Raw genomic sequence first — 17,102 nt, forward strand, 5'->3', positions numbered from 1 at the left:
TCGTTCGCGACGCGCTCGGGCCGGATGCGCGTCGAATGGTGGCCATGGGCGAGTACGTCGCCCGCCCTCGCGGTCGGCGGCCGGAGCGCCTCGGTATTCCGGTCGTCCGGGTGCTGACAGGTGTCATCGGGATCGCTGACATCTGTCACAGACAATCATGACATCGGGCACTACCAGTGAGAACGCTGGTCGTTCACGATCAATGGCATGAACTTCTCGAACCGCGTCGCACCAAGCGCGCACGTTGTCGTCGCACTCTCGACCCGCCAACAGGGCGCTGGCGCCCTGCCCCGGCAAACCGATCATTCCGCGCGGTCGCCCGCGCCGCCCAGTCTGCCGCGGCCCAGCTTCAACAGCGCCATCGCCAACTCCCGGCCGTCGGGCCCGAGCTCGCGGTATCGGGCCAACACCGCCATCTCCCGATTGGTGACGATGCGTGGGCCACCTGCGGCCATCCTGGCCTTGCCCACCTGCTGGGAGACCTCGATGCGCCTGCGAACCAAACGCAGGATCTCGCTGTCGAGGTAATCGATCTCGGTGCGCAGGGCGCGGATCTCCTCCGGGGCGGGTTCCCCCGGTCCCGAGGGTGCTGAGTCGGAACTAGCCACGTTCATCTCGGCTCTCCTTCGAAAAACATCGAGGCCAGCGCCCGGGAGCTCGAAAGACGCCCCGGGTCGATGGACTCCGGGGCGTGGGTGGTAGCAGATCGTGTTCGATGCCCCGCTCGTCCCTCAGCCGCGAGAAAACGAGGTCATCAGGACAGACTGTTATGCGACCACGGGTGCCGGAGTCCGGAACCCGCGAGCAAAATAGCGCTGAGTGAACACCAGGTCAGTCTGCCACACAGCCCTCAGGATGCCTCTTGGTCGGACTCCTGGTTCCGAGCATGTTCCGCACGCCGTTTGGCGATGGAACGCCAGAGCACGAAACCCGAGACCAGCACGCCCAGCGCGCCGAACACCAGCGTGCCCCACTCGTGCCCTATCGCGCGGCCTGCGCCACCGATGAACAGTCCGAAACAGGTCCAGACGACCGCCCACAGCGCGGCCCCGACGGTGGCCAGCCGGAGGAACCGGAGGTACGACATCCCCAGGGTGCCCGCGACCACCGGGACCATCGAGTGCACCACCGCGACGAATCGGGTGGTGATCATGGCGCGCGCGCCGTCACCGGTGGCGACCTGCTCGGCCACCGCCCACCGCCGTCGGCCCATCTTGCGGCCGATCCAGCTCTGCTTGATCCGGCCGCCGATCAGCCTGCCGATCAGGTAGCCGCCGGACTGCCCGATGAGCGTGCCCACGAAGCCGATGGTCGCGATGAGCAGACCGTATTCCCAGCCCAGGGTGGCCGCTGCGATCAGGACCGCGACATCCCCCGGCACGACCAACCCCACCAGCAGCGAGGTCTCCAAGATCATGATGACCAGAAGGCCGACCAGGAAGACGGCGGGATCCAGCGAGGCGAGGTACTCGACGAAGTTGCTCACGAAGTCGGGCATCACGCACCGTCTTCCTTCGTCATGGGGCGGGGAGACTGCGACACAGAGAAGCTCCTTCGAGATTCGGTCCATCTACTGTGCGCGCAGATGAGCGTGGTCACATCGGGAACACACCGGAAGCAGTCATCGGGGATGCCTCGGGATATCCCCGACGCACCCGGGTCGACCAGCTGCGCCGTCGAATCGCATCCAGTAACCGACTCGTCGCGCTAAGTCGTCGACCCGGACGGGTCCGTCGATCACCGCCGGGGCGGCGACGGGGTCGTCGGTCCGATGCGGTAGGCAGAGGCGCCGGCCGCCATGCGCGCGGGAGGGGAGGACCCACTCCGGCCTGTACCGTGGAGTGTCGATGAGCACCCTGTTCGAGCTTTCTCCAGACGCGTCCACCTCCGCCCGGCCGCCCCGCAACGTGAATTCGGCGGACCTGCTCGCGGGCCTGAACCCACAGCAGCATCAGGCGGTGACGCACCAGGGGAGCCCGCTGCTCGTGGTCGCGGGTGCCGGATCGGGCAAGACCCGGGTGTTGACCAGTCGCATCGGATACCTGTTGGCCGAGCGCGACGTCCACCCCGGTCAGATCCTCGCCATCACCTTCACCAACAAGGCCGCCGCCGAGATGAAGGAGCGGGTCGCGGGCCTGGTGGGTCCTCGGGCCAACCTGATGTGGGTCTCGACCTTCCACTCGATGTGCGCGCGGCTGCTGCGTCGCGAGTCCAGGGCACTGCGAACCCTGCTCGCGGGCGAGGCGGCGGATGCCTCGGCGAACTCGAACTTCTCGATCTACGACAGTGACGACTCGAAGCGGCTGATCACCCAGGTAGCCCGTGATCTCGACCTGGATTCCAAGCGCTACCCGGCCCGGACCCTGTCGGTGCACATCTCCAACCTCAAGAACGAACTCATCTCGCCTGCGGAGGCCGCGGAGCAGGCCGCGGACGAGTTGCAGCGCAAGGTGGCCGAGGTCTACGCCGCCTATCAGCGACGGTTGAGCTCCAGCAACGCGCTGGACTTCGACGACCTGATCCTGCGCACCGTCGACTTGTTGCAGACCTTTCCCGATGTGGCAGGCCACTACCGGCGGCGTTTCCGGCACATCATGGTCGACGAGTACCAGGACACCAACCACGCGCAGTACGTGCTGGTCCGCGAGCTGGTCGGCGGCGCAACCGGCGATCAAGGGCCTGCGGTGCCGCCCGCCGAACTGTGCGTGGTGGGCGATGCGGATCAGTCGATCTATGCCTTCCGAGGCGCGACGATCCGCAACATCGTCGAGTTCGAACGCGACTACCCCGAGGCACGCACCATCCTGCTCGAGCAGAACTATCGGTCCACCCAGACGATCCTGGCCGCGGCCAACGCGGTGATCGCCCGTAATCCGGATCGTCGCGACAAGCGGCTGTGGACCGATTCCGGCGACGGCGAGAAGATCGTCGGCTACGTCGCCGACAACGAGCACGACGAAGCGGCGTTCGTCGCCAGGGAGATCGACCGGCTGGTCGATGCGGGCGAGGTCGGCAACGGCGACATCGCCGTCTTCTACCGGACCAACAACCAGTCCCGGGTGTTCGAGGAGATCTTCATCCGGCTCGGCCTGCCGTATCGGGTGGTCGGCGGCGTGCGGTTCTACGAGCGACGTGAGGTGCGGGACGCGCTGGCCTACCTGCGTGCGCTGGATAATCCGGACGACTCGGTGGGGCTGCGGCGCATTCTCAACGTCCCCAAGCGCGGAATCGGCGATCGCGCGGAGGCGGTCGTCTCGGTGTACGCCGAACAGCAGGGGATCGGCTTCTCCTCGGCATTGCGCGCCGCCTCGGACGGCCGGGTGACCTTGCTCAACTCGCGGGCGCAGAAGGCCATCGCAGGCTTCGTCGAGCTGATGGACGGGTTGCGGGCGGACCTGGCGGCGGGCAGTGACGTCGCGGAGATCCTGGAAGCGGTTCTGGAGCGGACCGGCTATCGGGCGGGGCTGGAGAACAGCGATGACCTGCAGGACGCCTCGCGGGTGGAGAACCTGACCGAGCTGGTCACCGTTGCGCGGGAGTTCGTGCAGCAGGCACAGGCCGCCGAGGCAACGGTCGAGAGTGCCGAGTCCGAGGTCGAATCGCAGGAAGCGGGCACGACGGCGAGCGATCCGACGGAGCCGGCCGAGGACGCCGACCTGGATGCGGCGGACGCGGGGGCGCCCGCAGGCTCGTTGGCGGCCTTCCTGGAACGGGTCGCCTTGGTCGCCGATGCCGACTCGGTGCCGGGCGCCGAAGAGGGCTCGGACGGCGTGGTCACGTTGATGACCCTGCACACCGCCAAGGGCCTGGAGTTCCCGGCGGTGTTCTGCACCGGCTGGGAGGACGGGATCTTCCCGCACCAGCGAGCCCTGGGGGACGCGGCCGAGGCGGCGGAGGAACGCAGGCTCGCCTACGTCGGGATCACCAGGGCGCGGCAACGGCTGTATCTGTCGCGGGCGGTGGTGCGATCCGCTTGGGGACAGCCGATGACCAACCCGGAATCACGTTTCCTGGAGGAGATCCCCGCCGATCTGATCGACTGGCGGCGGGTCGCGCCGGAACAGCACGCGCCGCAGGTCGCCTCCCGGTGGGGTAGTCGTTCCGGTTCGGGTTCCAGCTTCGGCGGTTCGGGCTCGGCGCAGGCCTCGCTCGCATCGAGCGGGATGCGGACGACCGGTTTCGGCGGCTTCGGCCGAGGTAGCGCGGCGAACGCGGTGCCGATGAAGCTCGACATCGGCGACCGGGTCAGCCACGACAAGTACGGCCTCGGCAAGGTGGTCGCCACCGACGGCAGCGGCCCACGCACCACGGCCACCATCGACTTCGGCACGGCGGGCCGCGTCAAGCTCATGCTGATCGGCAATGTCCCGATGACGAAGCTGTAGCTCTGCGTGGTTGATGCATCAAACTAACGTGTTACGAAAGTTTGTGTCGTAACTCGCTACGAAACTGCATGCTTAGGTCGTTGGCGACCTGAGGAGACCGTGATGCTGCTTCGCTTCCGCGTGGCCAACCACCGTTCGCTGCGCGACGAGCAGGAGTTGTCGCTTGTCGCGGTACGAGGTCGGGGACAGCCGAAGTCCGACGGCCCGGTGCCGGACACGGTTCGGGTCGCGGGCATCTTCGGGGCCAACGCGTCGGGCAAGTCCAACGTGTTGCATGCGTTGGGCTGCCTTCGCGATGCTGTGGAGGAATCCCACACCCGTTGGCCTGCGCTCGGTGGCACTCGGCGCGATCGTTTCCTGCTCGACGCGGGCTCGGCGGAGGAGCCCACCGTGTTCGAGGTGGATCTCCTTGTCGATGGGGTCCGGCACACCTATGGGTTCGAGATCGATGACAGCTCGGTGCTCGCCGAATGGCTGTACTCGTATCCCAACGGATCGCGGCGTCGGATGCTTTTCGAACGTGATTCGTCCGGTTTCACCTTCGGTCGGAGCCTGCCCGGTCGTAATCGGGCCATCGTCGCGATGACCCGCCCGAATTCGCTCTTCCTCTCCGCTGCGGCAAGCAACCAACACGAGATCCTGCTGCGGGTGTTTCGCGCGGTGACGGGGGTCTCGCCGGTATTTCATGAGGGGCTGGACACCTCCCCTTCGCTGGCCAGGGACTGGCTGGGCGAGGATGACGACTTCTTCGATACCGTCAATGCCTGGGTGCGGGTGGCCGATGTGGGCATCGGCGAGGTCTCGGTGTCGGAGAAGGTTCTTGGCGCCGATGACCGAGAGAAGACCAGGGTCCTGATCGAGGCGTTTCGCAAGATCAGCGGCGACGACTCGTTGGATGATGTCCCCGGCGAATCGGAAGAGATCAGGATTCCCGAGCTGAGGTTTCGCCACCACAGTGCTTCGTCGACCGGGGCGTTCCTGGGATTTCATCAGCAGAGTTCTGGGACTCGAATCTGGTTGGCCGTCCTGCCGTTGCTGCTCCACGCGTTCAATCATGGTCTCACCCTGGTGCTCGATGAGATCGATAGCAGTATGCATCCCGCGCTGAGCAGCACGATCATCGCTGCCTTCAAAGATCCGGAGATCAACCGAACCGGCGCACAACTCGTGTTCAGCACCCATGATGTCTCCATGCTGAGCGGGCTGCTGGATGGCGGGCTGCTGGCCAGGGACGAGGTCTGGTTCACCGAGAAGGATCGGGAGGGGGCCACCAGCCTCTACCCGCTCAGCGACTTCCATCCCCGGGCGAAAGAAAACCTCGAACGGGGTTACCTGCAAGGGCGTTACGGAGCAGTTCCGTTCGTGGATGAACAGGAACTCCGCCTGGTTTTCGCGGCCAAGGGGGACTGAATCGATGGCGCGCTCGCGGGCGACTTCGCATTCACTGGTACGGCGACCGGCGAGTCGTCATGCGCGATCATGTGTCTGGATCTTCTGTGAAGGAGTAACGGAGAAGACGTATTTCGACTCCTTGGCTCGCTATTTTCGCGACCATGGAATCAAGGCGATCAAAACCCGTTGTATGTCGGAGGGGAAGGATCCGTTAACGGTTGTCCGCGCTGCTGTGGATGCTCTTGATTCGAAGAAAGGCTCAGGGTGGCATCCCGCCGCACGACCGGGTCTGGTGTTTGGTCGACCGCGACGAGCACCACACTCTGGCACAAGCCATCCATCAGGCAGGTCGACATGGGATCGACCTGGCTGTCTCAACTCCAAGCTTCGAGTTGTGGCTTCCTTTTCATTACAATGATCAACACGCCTACCTCAACGACGAAGCAGGTGGAGCGGAAGCTGCGCGAGTACCTGCCGCGTTACGCCAAGAAAGTCGAGACCGACTTTCCGCTCGCCGCACATGATGTGGCCATGGAACGAGCCCGGGTATCGCTACCAGCCGGCTCGGCGGGCGATAGCCCCTCCACCTCGGTGTGGCGGTTACTCGACCTGATCCTCCAAGAGCGGTGAGGCTCCGAAAGGGCTCGGTCCAGCAGGTTGCGGGCTGATCAACCGTCGGCCTGATGCGCGTTGCGGCCGCATTGAACCAAGATGGCGCCGGGTGCGCATCGGTCGGTTTCTCCAGGTAGCGGCTGGCCTCGCCGGTGAGATGACTCGCGCGGAGCTCCGGCGATCCCGAGGAAGTTGATTGCAAAGAAATCTATGCATAGATATCTTTGCAATCATGGTGACGCTCCCGGGCAACAACAGCATCGATGTCTCAGCGCTGCGTGCGCTGGCACATCCACTGCGGATCACCTTGATCCAGGAGCTCGGGATCCATGGACCCGCCACCGCCTCGCAACTCGGCCGTAGGCTCGGCGAGACCAGTGGCGCCACCAGCTACCACCTCCGACAACTCGCTCGACACGGACTTATCGAGGACGACGACGAGCGCAGCGCGGGCCGGGAACGCTGGTGGCGGCGGAAGGAGAGCGGTTTCGCGCTCGCGGGCTTCGAGTTCATGCGTAAGCAGGAGACGCGGGCGGCGGCTCAGCTCGTGATACGCGAGTTCCAACGCGGTAAGGACGAGCGACTACGCCGCTGGTTGGAAGGTAAAGATCGATGGAGTGACGAGTGGTACCAGGCGTCGATGGACAGCACCGTCATGATGCGGCTGAATCCGGCGTTGCTCTTCGAGTTGACCAGCGAACTGGTTGCCGTGATCGAGCGCTATCGAGGCCGCTCCGTCGGGGATGACGCCGAATCCGTTGAATTGCAGCTGAACGCGTTCCCGAACCCGCCGCTCGCGACGGACGACGGGATGGACGGCCCCGCCGCTGGCACCGGGACCGACCACGGCTCCAGGGCTACCAAGCAGACCGCTTCGAGCTCCACGACCGTCGGCGAGGATCCGGAGTCTGCGCGATGAACGAGAGACGCCTCGGTAAACCGTTCTGGACGCTGCTCACCTCCAGTTCCGTCTCCAACCTCGGCGATGGCGTCGCCCGAGTGGCCCTGCCGCTGTTGGCCGCGACGCTGACCCGTGATCCGCTGCTCATCGGCAGCCTCACCAGCTTCGCCTTCGTGCCATGGCTGTTATTCGCGATGATCAGTGGTGCGCTGGTCGACCGCTGGGATCGCAAGACCGTGATGATCGCGGCGAACTTGTTCCGGGCGGTGGTGGTCGGCGCCCTGACGTTCGCGGTCTACAGCGATGCGGCGGCCATCTGGATGCTGTTCGTCGCCGCATTCGTCTTGGGCACGGCCGAGACCCTCTACGACGGCGCGACCCGGGCCATCCTGCCCTCGGTCGTCCGCCGGGACCAGCTCACGGTCGCCAACGGCCGGCTGGAATCCGTCGAGGTCGTCCTACAGAATTTCATCGGTGCGCCGGTCGGCAGTTCGCTGTTCGTCATCGCCGCTGCGGGCCCCTTTCTGGCGAACTCGGCGGGATTCCTGATCGCCGCCCTCCTGCTGTTCCTGCTTCCCGGTTCGTATCGGGCGGTTCGCGACGAGAAGGTGCCTGCCCAGCCACCCAACCTGCGGCGTGAGGTCGGCGAGGGACTGAGCTGGTTGTGGCGCCATCGGCTCCTTCGACCGTTCGTCTTCATCACCGCGATCGGCGCGGCCCTGTTCGAAGGCGCGACCGCTATCACCGTGCTGTTGGTCATCGACACGATGGAGCTTCCCGAGGCGAGCTTCGGCTTCTTCATGCTGTTGATCGGGGCCGGTGGCGTCATCGGCGGGTTGTCCACCGCTGCCCTGTTGCGCCGGTTCCGCAGACGGACGCTGTTGATCGCGATCGAGGTGGGGCTGGGGCTGATCCTGCTCGGCATCGGCCTTGCTCCGGTGCCTGCGGTGGTGGCAGCAGGCTTCTTCCTCGCCGGACTGCTGGTCCTCATCTGGAACGTGGTCTCGATGACGATGCGGCAGACCCTGATCCCCGCCCATCTCTTCGGCCGGGTTCAGGGTGCTTGGCGGACCGTCGTATGGGGCTGTCTTCCCCTCGGTGGGCTGTTGGGCGGATTACTCGCCCGAGTGACCGATGTGCCCACGGTGTTCCTGGTGGCAGGCGTACTCAAGCTGGCCACCACGGTGTATCTGATCATCCTGCTCAAGACGCGGGGCGGCGAACTGGACGTGATGGACGCAGAGGATCGCGCGGCAAGAGCGCGCGGCACAGTCGAATCAGCTTCGACGAGCGAAGCAGTTCAGACCGAATCCGAAGCAACCGTGCCCACTCCGGCTCAGAAGGACGGCATCGAAGCCGGTATCGAGCGGCGAGACGTGATCGGCGACGACAGGCGGGAATCCGTCGCCGACTGAGAAGGCTCGGTGTGGCCCCGGCCCCCTCCTGCCGGGGCCGCACCGTCCCACCCGCCGGACGTCCGGCGAAGACTAGATCCAGGGAACCAACGGGCAGCATCGGTTGTCCGCGAGGTCTGTAACCGAGGGTTAGCGCGCGGTAACTTGTGGCCCATGAGGTCCGCATCCTCGTCCGATGTCGACGGGGACGAGTTCACTTCGGCCGGATCCGATGCGGTCGAAACCGGTTCGGAGTCGTCGCGATGAACAAGCAGCGTCTGGGGAAGCCGTTTCGGGCCCTGCTCGCCTCCAGCGCGGTCTCCAACCTCGGCGATGGCATCGGCCGTGTGGCGCTGCCGCTGCTGGCGGCGACGCTGACCCGCGACCCGCTGCTCGTCGGAAGCCTCATGAGCTTCGTCTTCGTGCCATGGTTGCTGTTCGCGCTGGTCAGCGGCGCGCTGGTCGACCGGTGGGACCGCAAGACGGTCATGATCGCGGCGAACGTCTTCCGTGCGGGGGTGGTCGGTGCGCTCACTCTCGCCGTGTTCACCGACCAGGCCGCAGTCTGGATGCTCTTCGTTGCCGCGTTCCTCCTCGGTACAGCCGAGACGCTCTACGACAGCGCGTCCCGGGCCATCCTGCCCTCGGTCATTCGCCGGGATCAGCTGGCGGTAGGCAACGGCCGGTTGGAATCCGCCGAAGTCGTCACGCAGAACTTCATCGGGGCTCCGGTGGCGAGTTCGCTCTTCGTCGTCGCTGCCGCCGCCCCCTTCCTGGCCAACTCGGCAGGTTTCCTTTTCGCGGCGTTGCTGTTGTTGCTATTGCCGGGTTCGTACCGGGCGGTGCCGACCGACGGGGTTCGTAGCGCACCGCCCAATCTGCGTCGCGAGATCGGCGAGGGTCTGCGCTGGTTGTGGGGACATCGGGTGTTCCGGCCGTTGGTCTTCCTCACCGCCATCGGTTCCGCCGCGATGGAGGGCGCGATAGCTCTCGCGGTATTGCTGGTCATCGACACGATGGGACTTCCCGAGGCTAGCTACGGTTTCTTTGCGGTGCTCATCGGGGTCGGTGGTGTCCTCGGTGGAATGACCGCCGCCATCCTGTTGCGTCGTTTCCGCCGACGAACGCTGTTGGTGGCCTCCGAAATCGGATTGGGCCTGGGATTGCTCGGGGTCGGTATTGCCCCGGTGCCGTCCGTGGTGGCGGTGGCTTTCTTCGCAATGGGCATATCGTTGCTCGTGTTCAACGTGGTCCTGATGGCTCTACGGCAGACATTGATTCCCGAGCACCTTTTCGGTCGGGTTCAGGGCGCTTGGCGGACTGTGACCTGGGGCTGCCTGCCACTCGGCGGTCTGCTCGGTGGACTGCTAGCCCGTTTCACCAGCGTGCAGACGGTGTTCCTGATTGCCGGGATCATCGTGTCGACCATCGCGTTGGGCATTGCCATCCTGCTCAAATTCAGGGGTGCGGAGCTGGATGCATTGGATGACTCGGACCGGGCGGCGCGGCAGCTCGCCGCAGCCGAGCCAACCGATACAGGGCGAAAGGAGCCTGTTACCGAGAACGTGGGCGCGAGCCCGCCTTCGAGATCGCGGTCGACCGGGTGAGCCCATCGGGCGTCACGACCAGCGGCCTGTCCTACCGGTGTCGCGCCACCGCGCTTCCGGACCTAGGACGGGCCCGGGAATGGCTCGACGGAGTGCGCCGGCTCCGGCCCTCGATCTCTCGCGATCGTGGCGATGGCGGTATCCCGGCGCAAGCCAACAGACGGGCACCGATTGCCTACGAGATCTGTAATCGGGTATTAGCGCACGGTAACTTGTGGCCCATGAGGTCCGCATCCCCGCTGTCCCAGCCGAACCAGCGCGTGTTCGTCGGTGGTCGGTCGTGAGCGCGGCGAGAAGACTCGGCTCGCGATTCTGGACCCTGTTCAGCTCGACGACGGTGTCCAATCTCGGCGATGGCGTCGGCCGGGTGGCGCTGCCACTGCTGGCGGCCACCCTCACCAGGGACCCGATTCTGGTCGGCAGCCTGGTGTCCTTCAGTTTCGTGCCCTGGTTGCTTTTCGCGCTGATCAGCGGCGCTCTAGTCGACCGGATCGACCGCCGCAAAGCGATGATCGGCGCGAATCTGGTTCGCGCGGTGATCGTCGGGGGCCTCGGCCTGATCGTGCTGGCGGGCGGCGCACAGATCTGGATGCTCTACATCGCGGCCTTCCTCTTGGGCGCCGCCGAAACGCTCTACGACAGCGCGGCACGGGCGATGCTGCCCTCGGTCATCGACCGTGATCAGCTCGAACGGGGAAACGGCCGGATGGAGGCATCCGAGGTCGTCAGCCAGGAGTTCCTCGGCGCGCCACTGGGCAGTCTGCTGTTCGTATTGGTTGCGGCCGGGCCGTTCCTGGCGAACTCGGCGGGCTTCCTGGTGGCCGCGCTGCTGCTGTTCGCCCTGCCCGGCTCGTATCGGGCCGTTCCGAAGGCTGCGGAGTCCACCGCCGAATCCGGGTCGGCGGCCGAGCCGTCAGCTGAGCGAACCCCCGCATCCCGCAGTCTGCGTGCCGAGATCGCCGAGGGACTGCGTTGGCTCTGGGCCCATCGACTGTTGCGGCCGCTGATGCTGTTGACCGGACTGGTCACCGTCGCCCTGGAAGCCTCGATGGCCTTGGTCGTCCTGCTGGTGGTCGACGAGTTGAACCTCAGCGAGGCGATCTTCGGTCTTTTCGCCCTCGCCATGGGATTGGGCGGACTACTGGCGGGTCTGGTGGCCGGGGTCGTCACCAGCAGGCTCCCCCGGGCGGTCGTACTGGTGGCCAGCGTGGCGCTGGCGGGCCTGAGCGTGTTGGCGATCGGTGTCCTGCCCGGCCCGATTCTGGCGGCCGCCATGCTGACGTTGAGCGCGTTGTTCATCGTGCTGTTCAACGTGATCACGATGTCGCTGCGGCAGGCCGTCATCCCCGCGAGCCTCTTCGGCCGAATCCAGGGCGCCTATCGCACGGTGATCTGGGGTCTGATGCCGTTGGGCGGCCTGCTGGGCGGTCTGATCGCCTCGGTCGCCGGGCTTCGCGCGGTGTATCTGGTCTCCGGTATCGCCTTGCTGGGCACCTCGGTGGCGTTCTGGCTGTTGGTTCGCCGACCCGACGTGGATCTGTCCAACCTGCACAACCCGGACGACGCAGAGCCCGACGAGTCGATGCCTGCAGCCGCGCCGACGCACACCGAGGATGCAACCGAGCCGAGGGCATGACGCGCTGATCACCCGACTCGGCCTGGCAACCGAGAGTGGGACTCGTCGACACGACAGCCCACCGACGAGATCGAACCGGTGTTCGAAAATGTCGGTGGGCTGGTGTTGACTCGGTGCCGTGATCGAGCCGATCGACCAAGCCGCGCGGACCCGCTATCGCAGCGGATCGCGGGCAGGCTCGGTCAACCCGGGATCACAGGTAGACGCCGCGCTCGGCCAGCCAGGCCTGCGGGTCGATCTTCTGGTTCGACGCGTCCCACACCTCGAAGTGCAGGTGGGGTCCGGTCGAGTCCCCTCGGTTGCCCATGACGGCGATCTGCTCGCCTGCCTTGACGACCTGGCCGGGACGAACGGAGTAGGAGTCGATGTGGCCGTAGACGGTCGTCGTGCCGTCGGCGGCCTGAACCTTGACCCACAGGCCGAAGCCGCTGGCGGAACCCGCCGTGGTGACGACGCCATCGTGCGCGGCCATGATCGGGGTGCCGATGGCGTTGGCGATGTCGATGCCGAGGTGGTTCTCGTTGAAGCGGCTGCCGAAGGAGCGCAGGCCCCAGCCGGAGGTGAAGGTGCCGGTCGAGGGAACCCAGAACTTGGGGCGGGCCGCCTCCTCCTCGGCGGCGACGACCTCCACCTCCATCTGGGTGCTCTTGACCATCTGGCCGACGGCATCGTCGCCCGGTGCGTCCTGCACGATCGGCAGCACCTCGGGGGCGGACATCGTTCCGCCGACGCCGGTGAAGGAGGAAGAACCGCTTGCTCCGCCTGCGGCGAGCGGGGCGATCTCGTCAACCGTCTGATGCTCGCTGTTCTCGCTGCCGAGCATCGCGGACTGCCCTGCGGTGACGAAGGCGCCCGCGGCCACGGCGGCCACGACCAGCTTGCCGCGCATCGACGGCGGCGGGGGCAGCCGGTGCGAGCCGCGAGGCCGAGCGGAGGAACGTTCCTCCAACGCCCGGTCCATGACAGACGACGCGGCGTCGGAGGCGCCTGCGGTGCGATGTCGAGACAACGCCTGACCTTTCTTCGAGGACACCGGACGGGGGTTCCGGCTCGTCGATCGGGGCGCCGACGAGGTGTCCTGTCTGCACTGAGGTCCTGGCCCTCCCGGGCCCTTTTTCCTACCGGGTGTGCGCGGTGTCGAAGGCTCCGGTGGCAACCGGGCTCGCAACGCCGCAGCACGGTCAATCAGGTCTGGATGCCGCGTTCCTGAAGCCAGGTCACGGGGTTGATCTTCTTGCCATCACCGGGCGACCACACCTCGAAGTGCAGGTGCGGGCCGGTGGAGAAGCCTCGGTTGCCCATGACGGCGATCTGCTCGCCTGCCTGAACCTGCTGGCCGGGGCGAACCGAGTAGGAGTCGATGTGGCCGTAGACGGTGACCGTCCCATCGGAGGCCTGGACCCGGACCCAGAGGCCGAAGCCGCTGGCGGTGCCCGCCTCGATGACGACGCCGTCGTGTGCGGCGAGAATCGGGGTGCCGATGGCGTTGGCGATGTCCATGCCGTAGTGGGTCGTGCCCCACCTGGCGCCATAGCCGGAGGTGTAGGTGCCCTCTGCGGGAGCCCAGAACTTGGGGCGAGCCGCTTCCGCTTCGGCAGCGGCGGTCTCGACCTCCATCTGCTGGCTCTTGACGATCTGCCCCACTGCGGCGTTGGGCTCCGCCGTCTGCGCGATGGGCAGTACCTCTGGGGCGATCCTGGTGCCGCCGACACCGTTGTGTGCCGGTGCGGCGCCCGCGCCCGATCCAGCGGCGAGATCGACATCCTCGGCCGCGTAGATCAAATCGTTTTCGGAGTCAAGACCGAACTGCGTAGACTGGCCTGCGGTAACGAAGGCGCCTGCCGCGACGGCCGCGATAACGAAGCGACCACGCAATGCCGGGGAAGGTGTCAGCCGGTGTGCGCCCTTGGCCCGCGTCGTCGAACGCCGACGCGCTTCATCGCGAACCTCTGGGGAACGCTGGCCGCCGGGTGAGCGGTGTTGAGACAAAGCCTGCCCTTCCGTTCAGCCTCGGGGAGTCTGAAATCGAACTCCGGGCGGGGGATCCCGGTGTGCTGCACCTGGTTGCGAGCAGCTTGTTGTTCGTGATCAGACCGTGACAACGGACCGGGGGACAGTAACGGGGCGAGACCCCTAAGGGCAACTCCCTGAGATCGTGTTCTGCCGAATGGGGGGCGCTTTTCGGGGCCGCCGAGCCAAGTGTGACCGACTGTGTTGTTGACTTTTCGGCACTGACGGGTTTGGGAAGCGGGCTTCCAGGTCAACCCGGCCGATGCGGACCAACGATCATTCGACCGCTTGGCTCAGCCCGTCTACTCCGTCCTCAGTCGACGGAGAAATAAACGTCGAAAAGCAGTGATATATGTCACGGCAACCTCGGGAAGAGTGGGCGACACGGATGCCCTACTGGCCGGTAGCGCTGCCCGGAAGTGCCCTCCGCCGCGCCTGTCGAGCGTTGTCCGACGCTCAATGGCAAGGCGGGGCAGGGAAGCCCGGCCGTCCACTTCGGTCCGGCAGCGACGCATCTCGCCGCTTCTATGGCCGGATAAGGGATGTCGGGCCCAGCCAACACGAAGCGACCGACATCCCTCGGGGCCGACACACCGCTTGCTAGCGTCAGCGCGGTGAACGCGCGGACTGGATCGATCGCAGGCCGTTCCCCCGGCGATCGCTCGTCGAGAGGGAGATCCCGAAGCAACACCGGCCATGGTGGATCGGATAGCTCGGGCCGCGCAGGCGAGGCCGCGCAGCGCACCGACCTCTTCGGTGACCCGGCATTCGCGGGTCTGCGCATCGCCTTGGCCGTCGCCGCGATCGGCGCGCTGCTCGCGATGCTGGCCCTGCCGATGGGACTCACCGCTCCGAGCGTCGAACCGGCCTTCGGCTCCTGGCCGTTGCTCGCGCTGCTGGACATCCTCCCGGTGGCGCTCGCGGTTCTCTTCGCCGTGCGCGGCAGATCCGCCGCCGCTATCGGCCTGCTGATCGCCTCGGCTGCGGTGGCGCCCGGCCGGGCATTGCTCGACGCCGTTCTGCTGGTCGATCCCGTCGCCGCGGTCCGGCCGGAGCTCGTTCTGTTCGACAGCCTCGAATCCGTGAGCGCGGGCCTCGGCGCCTATCTGCTGCTTGCTGCTCGGCTGGCCGCGCTGGTCGCGGGAATCCTGGCCTTCCGCGCGGTGGATCGGGACGTTCGCGGCTCCACTGCGGACATCGGAGCCGTCGAGACCCCGGAGCCGGCCGGATCCGCCGTGCTGCGGTCGAATTCGCCGGGCGGCAGGCCCGGGATACCCATCGGCCCACTCTGTTTCATCGTCGCGGCCTGCCTCGGGCTCGCAGGCGCCCCGGTGTCCTCCGACAACCCGTATCTGTTGCCGCACGCCGTGTTGGACACCGACGGTCTCACCATGGTCGGTTGGATGGTCACGCTGCTCGGCTTGATCGCCGCCGCGTTGCTGGCTCCCGCCGACCCCGCCGCAGACTCGCCCTCGGGCTCCGATCGCGTGCTGGGCGGTCTACTGGGGACCGGACTGATGGTGATCGCGCTCGCCGCACCCTTCGCGGCGGCCGGGCTGTTCGGCGCGGACCTCGGCCCGACCTCGGGCCCGATCTTCGCCCTCGTCGCCGCCGCAGGTCTGCTGCTGCTGGCCTTGCGGGTCGCGCTGCGTTCCGCACGCCGAACGAGCACGGCGCGAACCGGTGAGGTGACGCTGCCCGCGACCGGACGCCTTCGTCGGGCTGCGGGGGTGCTCGCCCTGCTCGCGGGCGTCGCGCTCTTCCTCGGTGTGCTCCTTCCCAGCCTCGCGCCCACCTCGGAACTGATCGCCGAGCCCGCCAACCATCAGGCCAGCCTGTTGGTTCCGGCGGGAGGGCTGTTGACGCTGCTCGGGATCGGCCTGCTGCTGCCGTGGGGTTCGACCATCGTCCGACCCGCCTTCGTGGTGGCCTGGCTGGCCGCCCCCATGGTCGCGGCCGTGGCTCTCGACGTCGTCTTCGCCGCGAACCAGCTCGTCGGCGCCGGTCTGGGTGCGGGCGCCTGGCTGATCATGGCGGCCGTCCCGTTGGCCTCGACCGGTGCGTTCCTGGCCTGGACCGCGGGCGCGGTCGAACGTGAGGACGTGGACCTCTCCGAGTGGCCGACGGACCGGGTCGCCCTGGTACCCGCGGTCGCAGGCGTGCTCTGGGCGGCGGGAGCCTTCCTACTGCCGGTGTTGGAATCGGAGGAATTCGCTCCGGCCGGAGTCCTGGAGAACTTCCAGATCGCCTCGTGGGCGCAGATCCTCGGGCTTCTCGGCGTGCTGGGCGCCTCGGCCTTGGCACCGAGAGCCCGGCCGGTGCAGGCGGCGGGACTCTTCCTCGGTGCCGCCGCCCTGCTCGTCCTGCGCGTTCTCGAATTCCCACTGACCGCAGCGCGGGCCCTCGACGCCCAGCCGGGACCGGGTCTGTGGCTCGGAGCGTGCGGGATCGTGGCGCTACTGGCGGGTGCGGGCATTGTGCTTCGCGTCACCCGGCGCGACGCCGACCCGAGTCACAGACGTTAGGCTGCGGGCGGTGAGTCTGTCGCGCGAACCACGTGCGTGGACGACCTGTGCTGCGCGTGAAGACGCCAACATCGACAGCGTTGTCAACAACGGGTCGTCCGCCGGTACTGCGCGAGCCTGTCGACCCAGGTCTCGAAAGACCAGGACACCCAGGTGGGAGGAAGCCGTGAGCGGTCGTATCCGGGTGGTCGTGGCGAAACCGGGACTGGATGGTCATGACCGGGGCGCCAAGGTCGTCGCGCGGGCATTGCGCGACGCGGGCATGGAGGTCATCTACACGGGCCTGCACCAGACTCCGGAACAGGTGGTCGAGACCGTCCTTCAGGAGGACGCCGACGCGGTGGGCCTCTCGGTGCTCTCCGGCGCCCACATGACCCTGTTCGCGAAGGTCGTCGCCCTACTGAATGAACGTGATGCCTCGGACGTCGTCGTCTTCGGCGGCGGCATCATCCCGGAGGAGGACCTGCCTCGACTCGCCGAGATCGGCGTGGCGAAGGTCTTCACCCCGGGCGCTCCCACCCACGAGATCGTCGACTGGGTGCGCAGCAACGTGGCACAGCCCGCCGGAGCCTGAGCCCCGGCACTGCCGAGGAATCCCGCCGTGCCGGTCCTTGTTCCGGCCGCGCGGCGGGCGTCGGTC

The 17,102-nt window shown here is 66.8% G+C and carries 14 protein-coding genes; 10 read left to right on the forward strand and 4 right to left on the reverse strand.

All coding sequences use genetic code 11. The features are described from left to right. Positions 1 to 302 precede the first annotated feature (302 nt). Complete coding sequence (locus BKA25_RS02570) at positions 303 to 614, reverse strand: chorismate mutase (RefSeq protein ID WP_069852429.1); 312 nt, start codon at positions 612 to 614, stop codon at positions 303 to 305. Between the two features lie 236 nt (positions 615 to 850). Next, a complete protein-coding gene (locus BKA25_RS02575; protein ID WP_069852427.1) occupies positions 851 to 1,498 on the reverse strand; it encodes a DedA family protein in 648 nt (215 codons plus the stop codon). A 349-nt stretch (positions 1,499 to 1,847) separates the two neighbouring features. On the opposite strand from BKA25_RS02575, the gene BKA25_RS02580 reads away from it, so the two are divergent. From BKA25_RS02580 to BKA25_RS02615, 8 genes are all read left to right on the forward strand, one after another. Next, positions 1,848 to 4,385 carry a UvrD-helicase domain-containing protein gene (locus tag BKA25_RS02580; RefSeq protein ID WP_069852425.1) on the forward strand — a complete coding sequence of 846 codons (2,538 nt, stop codon included), beginning with the start codon at positions 1,848 to 1,850 and terminating at the stop codon, positions 4,383 to 4,385. Positions 4,386 to 4,487: 102 nt separating this feature from the next. Continuing rightward, the gene (locus BKA25_RS02585; RefSeq protein ID WP_069852423.1) at positions 4,488 to 5,795 is read left to right on the forward strand and encodes an AAA family ATPase; all 1,308 of its coding nucleotides are present in this window, start codon (positions 4,488 to 4,490) and stop codon (positions 5,793 to 5,795) included. A gap of 218 nt (positions 5,796 to 6,013) precedes the next feature. Continuing rightward, positions 6,014 to 6,301, forward strand: coding sequence for an RloB family protein (locus BKA25_RS28570; RefSeq protein ID WP_375791875.1), 288 nt, complete (start codon positions 6,014 to 6,016; stop codon positions 6,299 to 6,301). Next, positions 6,225 to 6,407 carry a hypothetical protein gene (locus BKA25_RS02595; RefSeq protein WP_172803706.1) on the forward strand — a complete coding sequence of 61 codons (183 nt, stop codon included), beginning with the start codon at positions 6,225 to 6,227 and terminating at the stop codon, positions 6,405 to 6,407. The genes BKA25_RS28570 and BKA25_RS02595 overlap by 77 nt, the downstream gene beginning before the upstream one ends. A 214-nt stretch (positions 6,408 to 6,621) precedes the next feature. Then, entirely contained in the window at positions 6,622 to 7,308 is a 687-nt protein-coding gene (locus tag BKA25_RS02600) for an ArsR/SmtB family transcription factor (RefSeq protein ID WP_069852419.1), read from the forward strand. After that, complete coding sequence (locus tag BKA25_RS02605; RefSeq protein ID WP_069852417.1) at positions 7,305 to 8,705, forward strand: MFS transporter; 1,401 nt, start codon at positions 7,305 to 7,307, stop codon at positions 8,703 to 8,705. The genes BKA25_RS02600 and BKA25_RS02605 overlap by 4 nt, the downstream gene beginning before the upstream one ends. A 242-nt stretch (positions 8,706 to 8,947) precedes the next feature. Beyond that, positions 8,948 to 10,291, forward strand: coding sequence for an MFS transporter (locus BKA25_RS02610; protein WP_069852416.1), 1,344 nt, complete (start codon positions 8,948 to 8,950; stop codon positions 10,289 to 10,291). A gap of 280 nt (positions 10,292 to 10,571) precedes the next feature. Next, positions 10,572 to 11,927 carry an MFS transporter gene (locus BKA25_RS02615; protein WP_172803871.1) on the forward strand — a complete coding sequence of 452 codons (1,356 nt, stop codon included), beginning with the start codon at positions 10,572 to 10,574 and terminating at the stop codon, positions 11,925 to 11,927. A gap of 193 nt (positions 11,928 to 12,120) precedes the next feature. Here BKA25_RS02615 and BKA25_RS02620 read toward each other — a convergent pair whose 3' ends face one another. Next, on the reverse strand, positions 12,121 to 12,960 hold the full coding sequence (locus BKA25_RS02620) for a M23 family metallopeptidase (RefSeq protein WP_236750395.1): 840 nt from the start codon (positions 12,958 to 12,960) through the stop codon (positions 12,121 to 12,123). Between the two features lie 152 nt (positions 12,961 to 13,112). Next, entirely contained in the window at positions 13,113 to 13,709 is a 597-nt protein-coding gene (locus tag BKA25_RS02625; protein ID WP_311734447.1) for a M23 family metallopeptidase, read from the reverse strand. An 842-nt stretch (positions 13,710 to 14,551) separates the two neighbouring features. Between BKA25_RS02625 and BKA25_RS02630 the strand changes: the two genes are divergently transcribed. Both BKA25_RS02630 and icmB read left to right on the forward strand, forming a co-directional pair. After that, on the forward strand, positions 14,552 to 16,462 hold the full coding sequence (locus BKA25_RS02630) for a hypothetical protein (RefSeq protein ID WP_069852412.1): 1,911 nt from the start codon (positions 14,552 to 14,554) through the stop codon (positions 16,460 to 16,462). A gap of 166 nt (positions 16,463 to 16,628) precedes the next feature. Then, positions 16,629 to 17,036 carry a coenzyme B12-dependent isobutyryl CoA mutase small subunit gene (icmB, locus tag BKA25_RS02635; protein ID WP_069852410.1) on the forward strand — a complete coding sequence of 136 codons (408 nt, stop codon included), beginning with the start codon at positions 16,629 to 16,631 and terminating at the stop codon, positions 17,034 to 17,036. Positions 17,037 to 17,102: the final 66 nt, after the last annotated feature.

Origin of the sequence: Actinoalloteichus hymeniacidonis (assembly GCF_014203365.1) — a bacterium.
GTDB lineage: Bacteria > Actinomycetota > Actinomycetes > Mycobacteriales > Pseudonocardiaceae > Actinoalloteichus_A > Actinoalloteichus_A hymeniacidonis.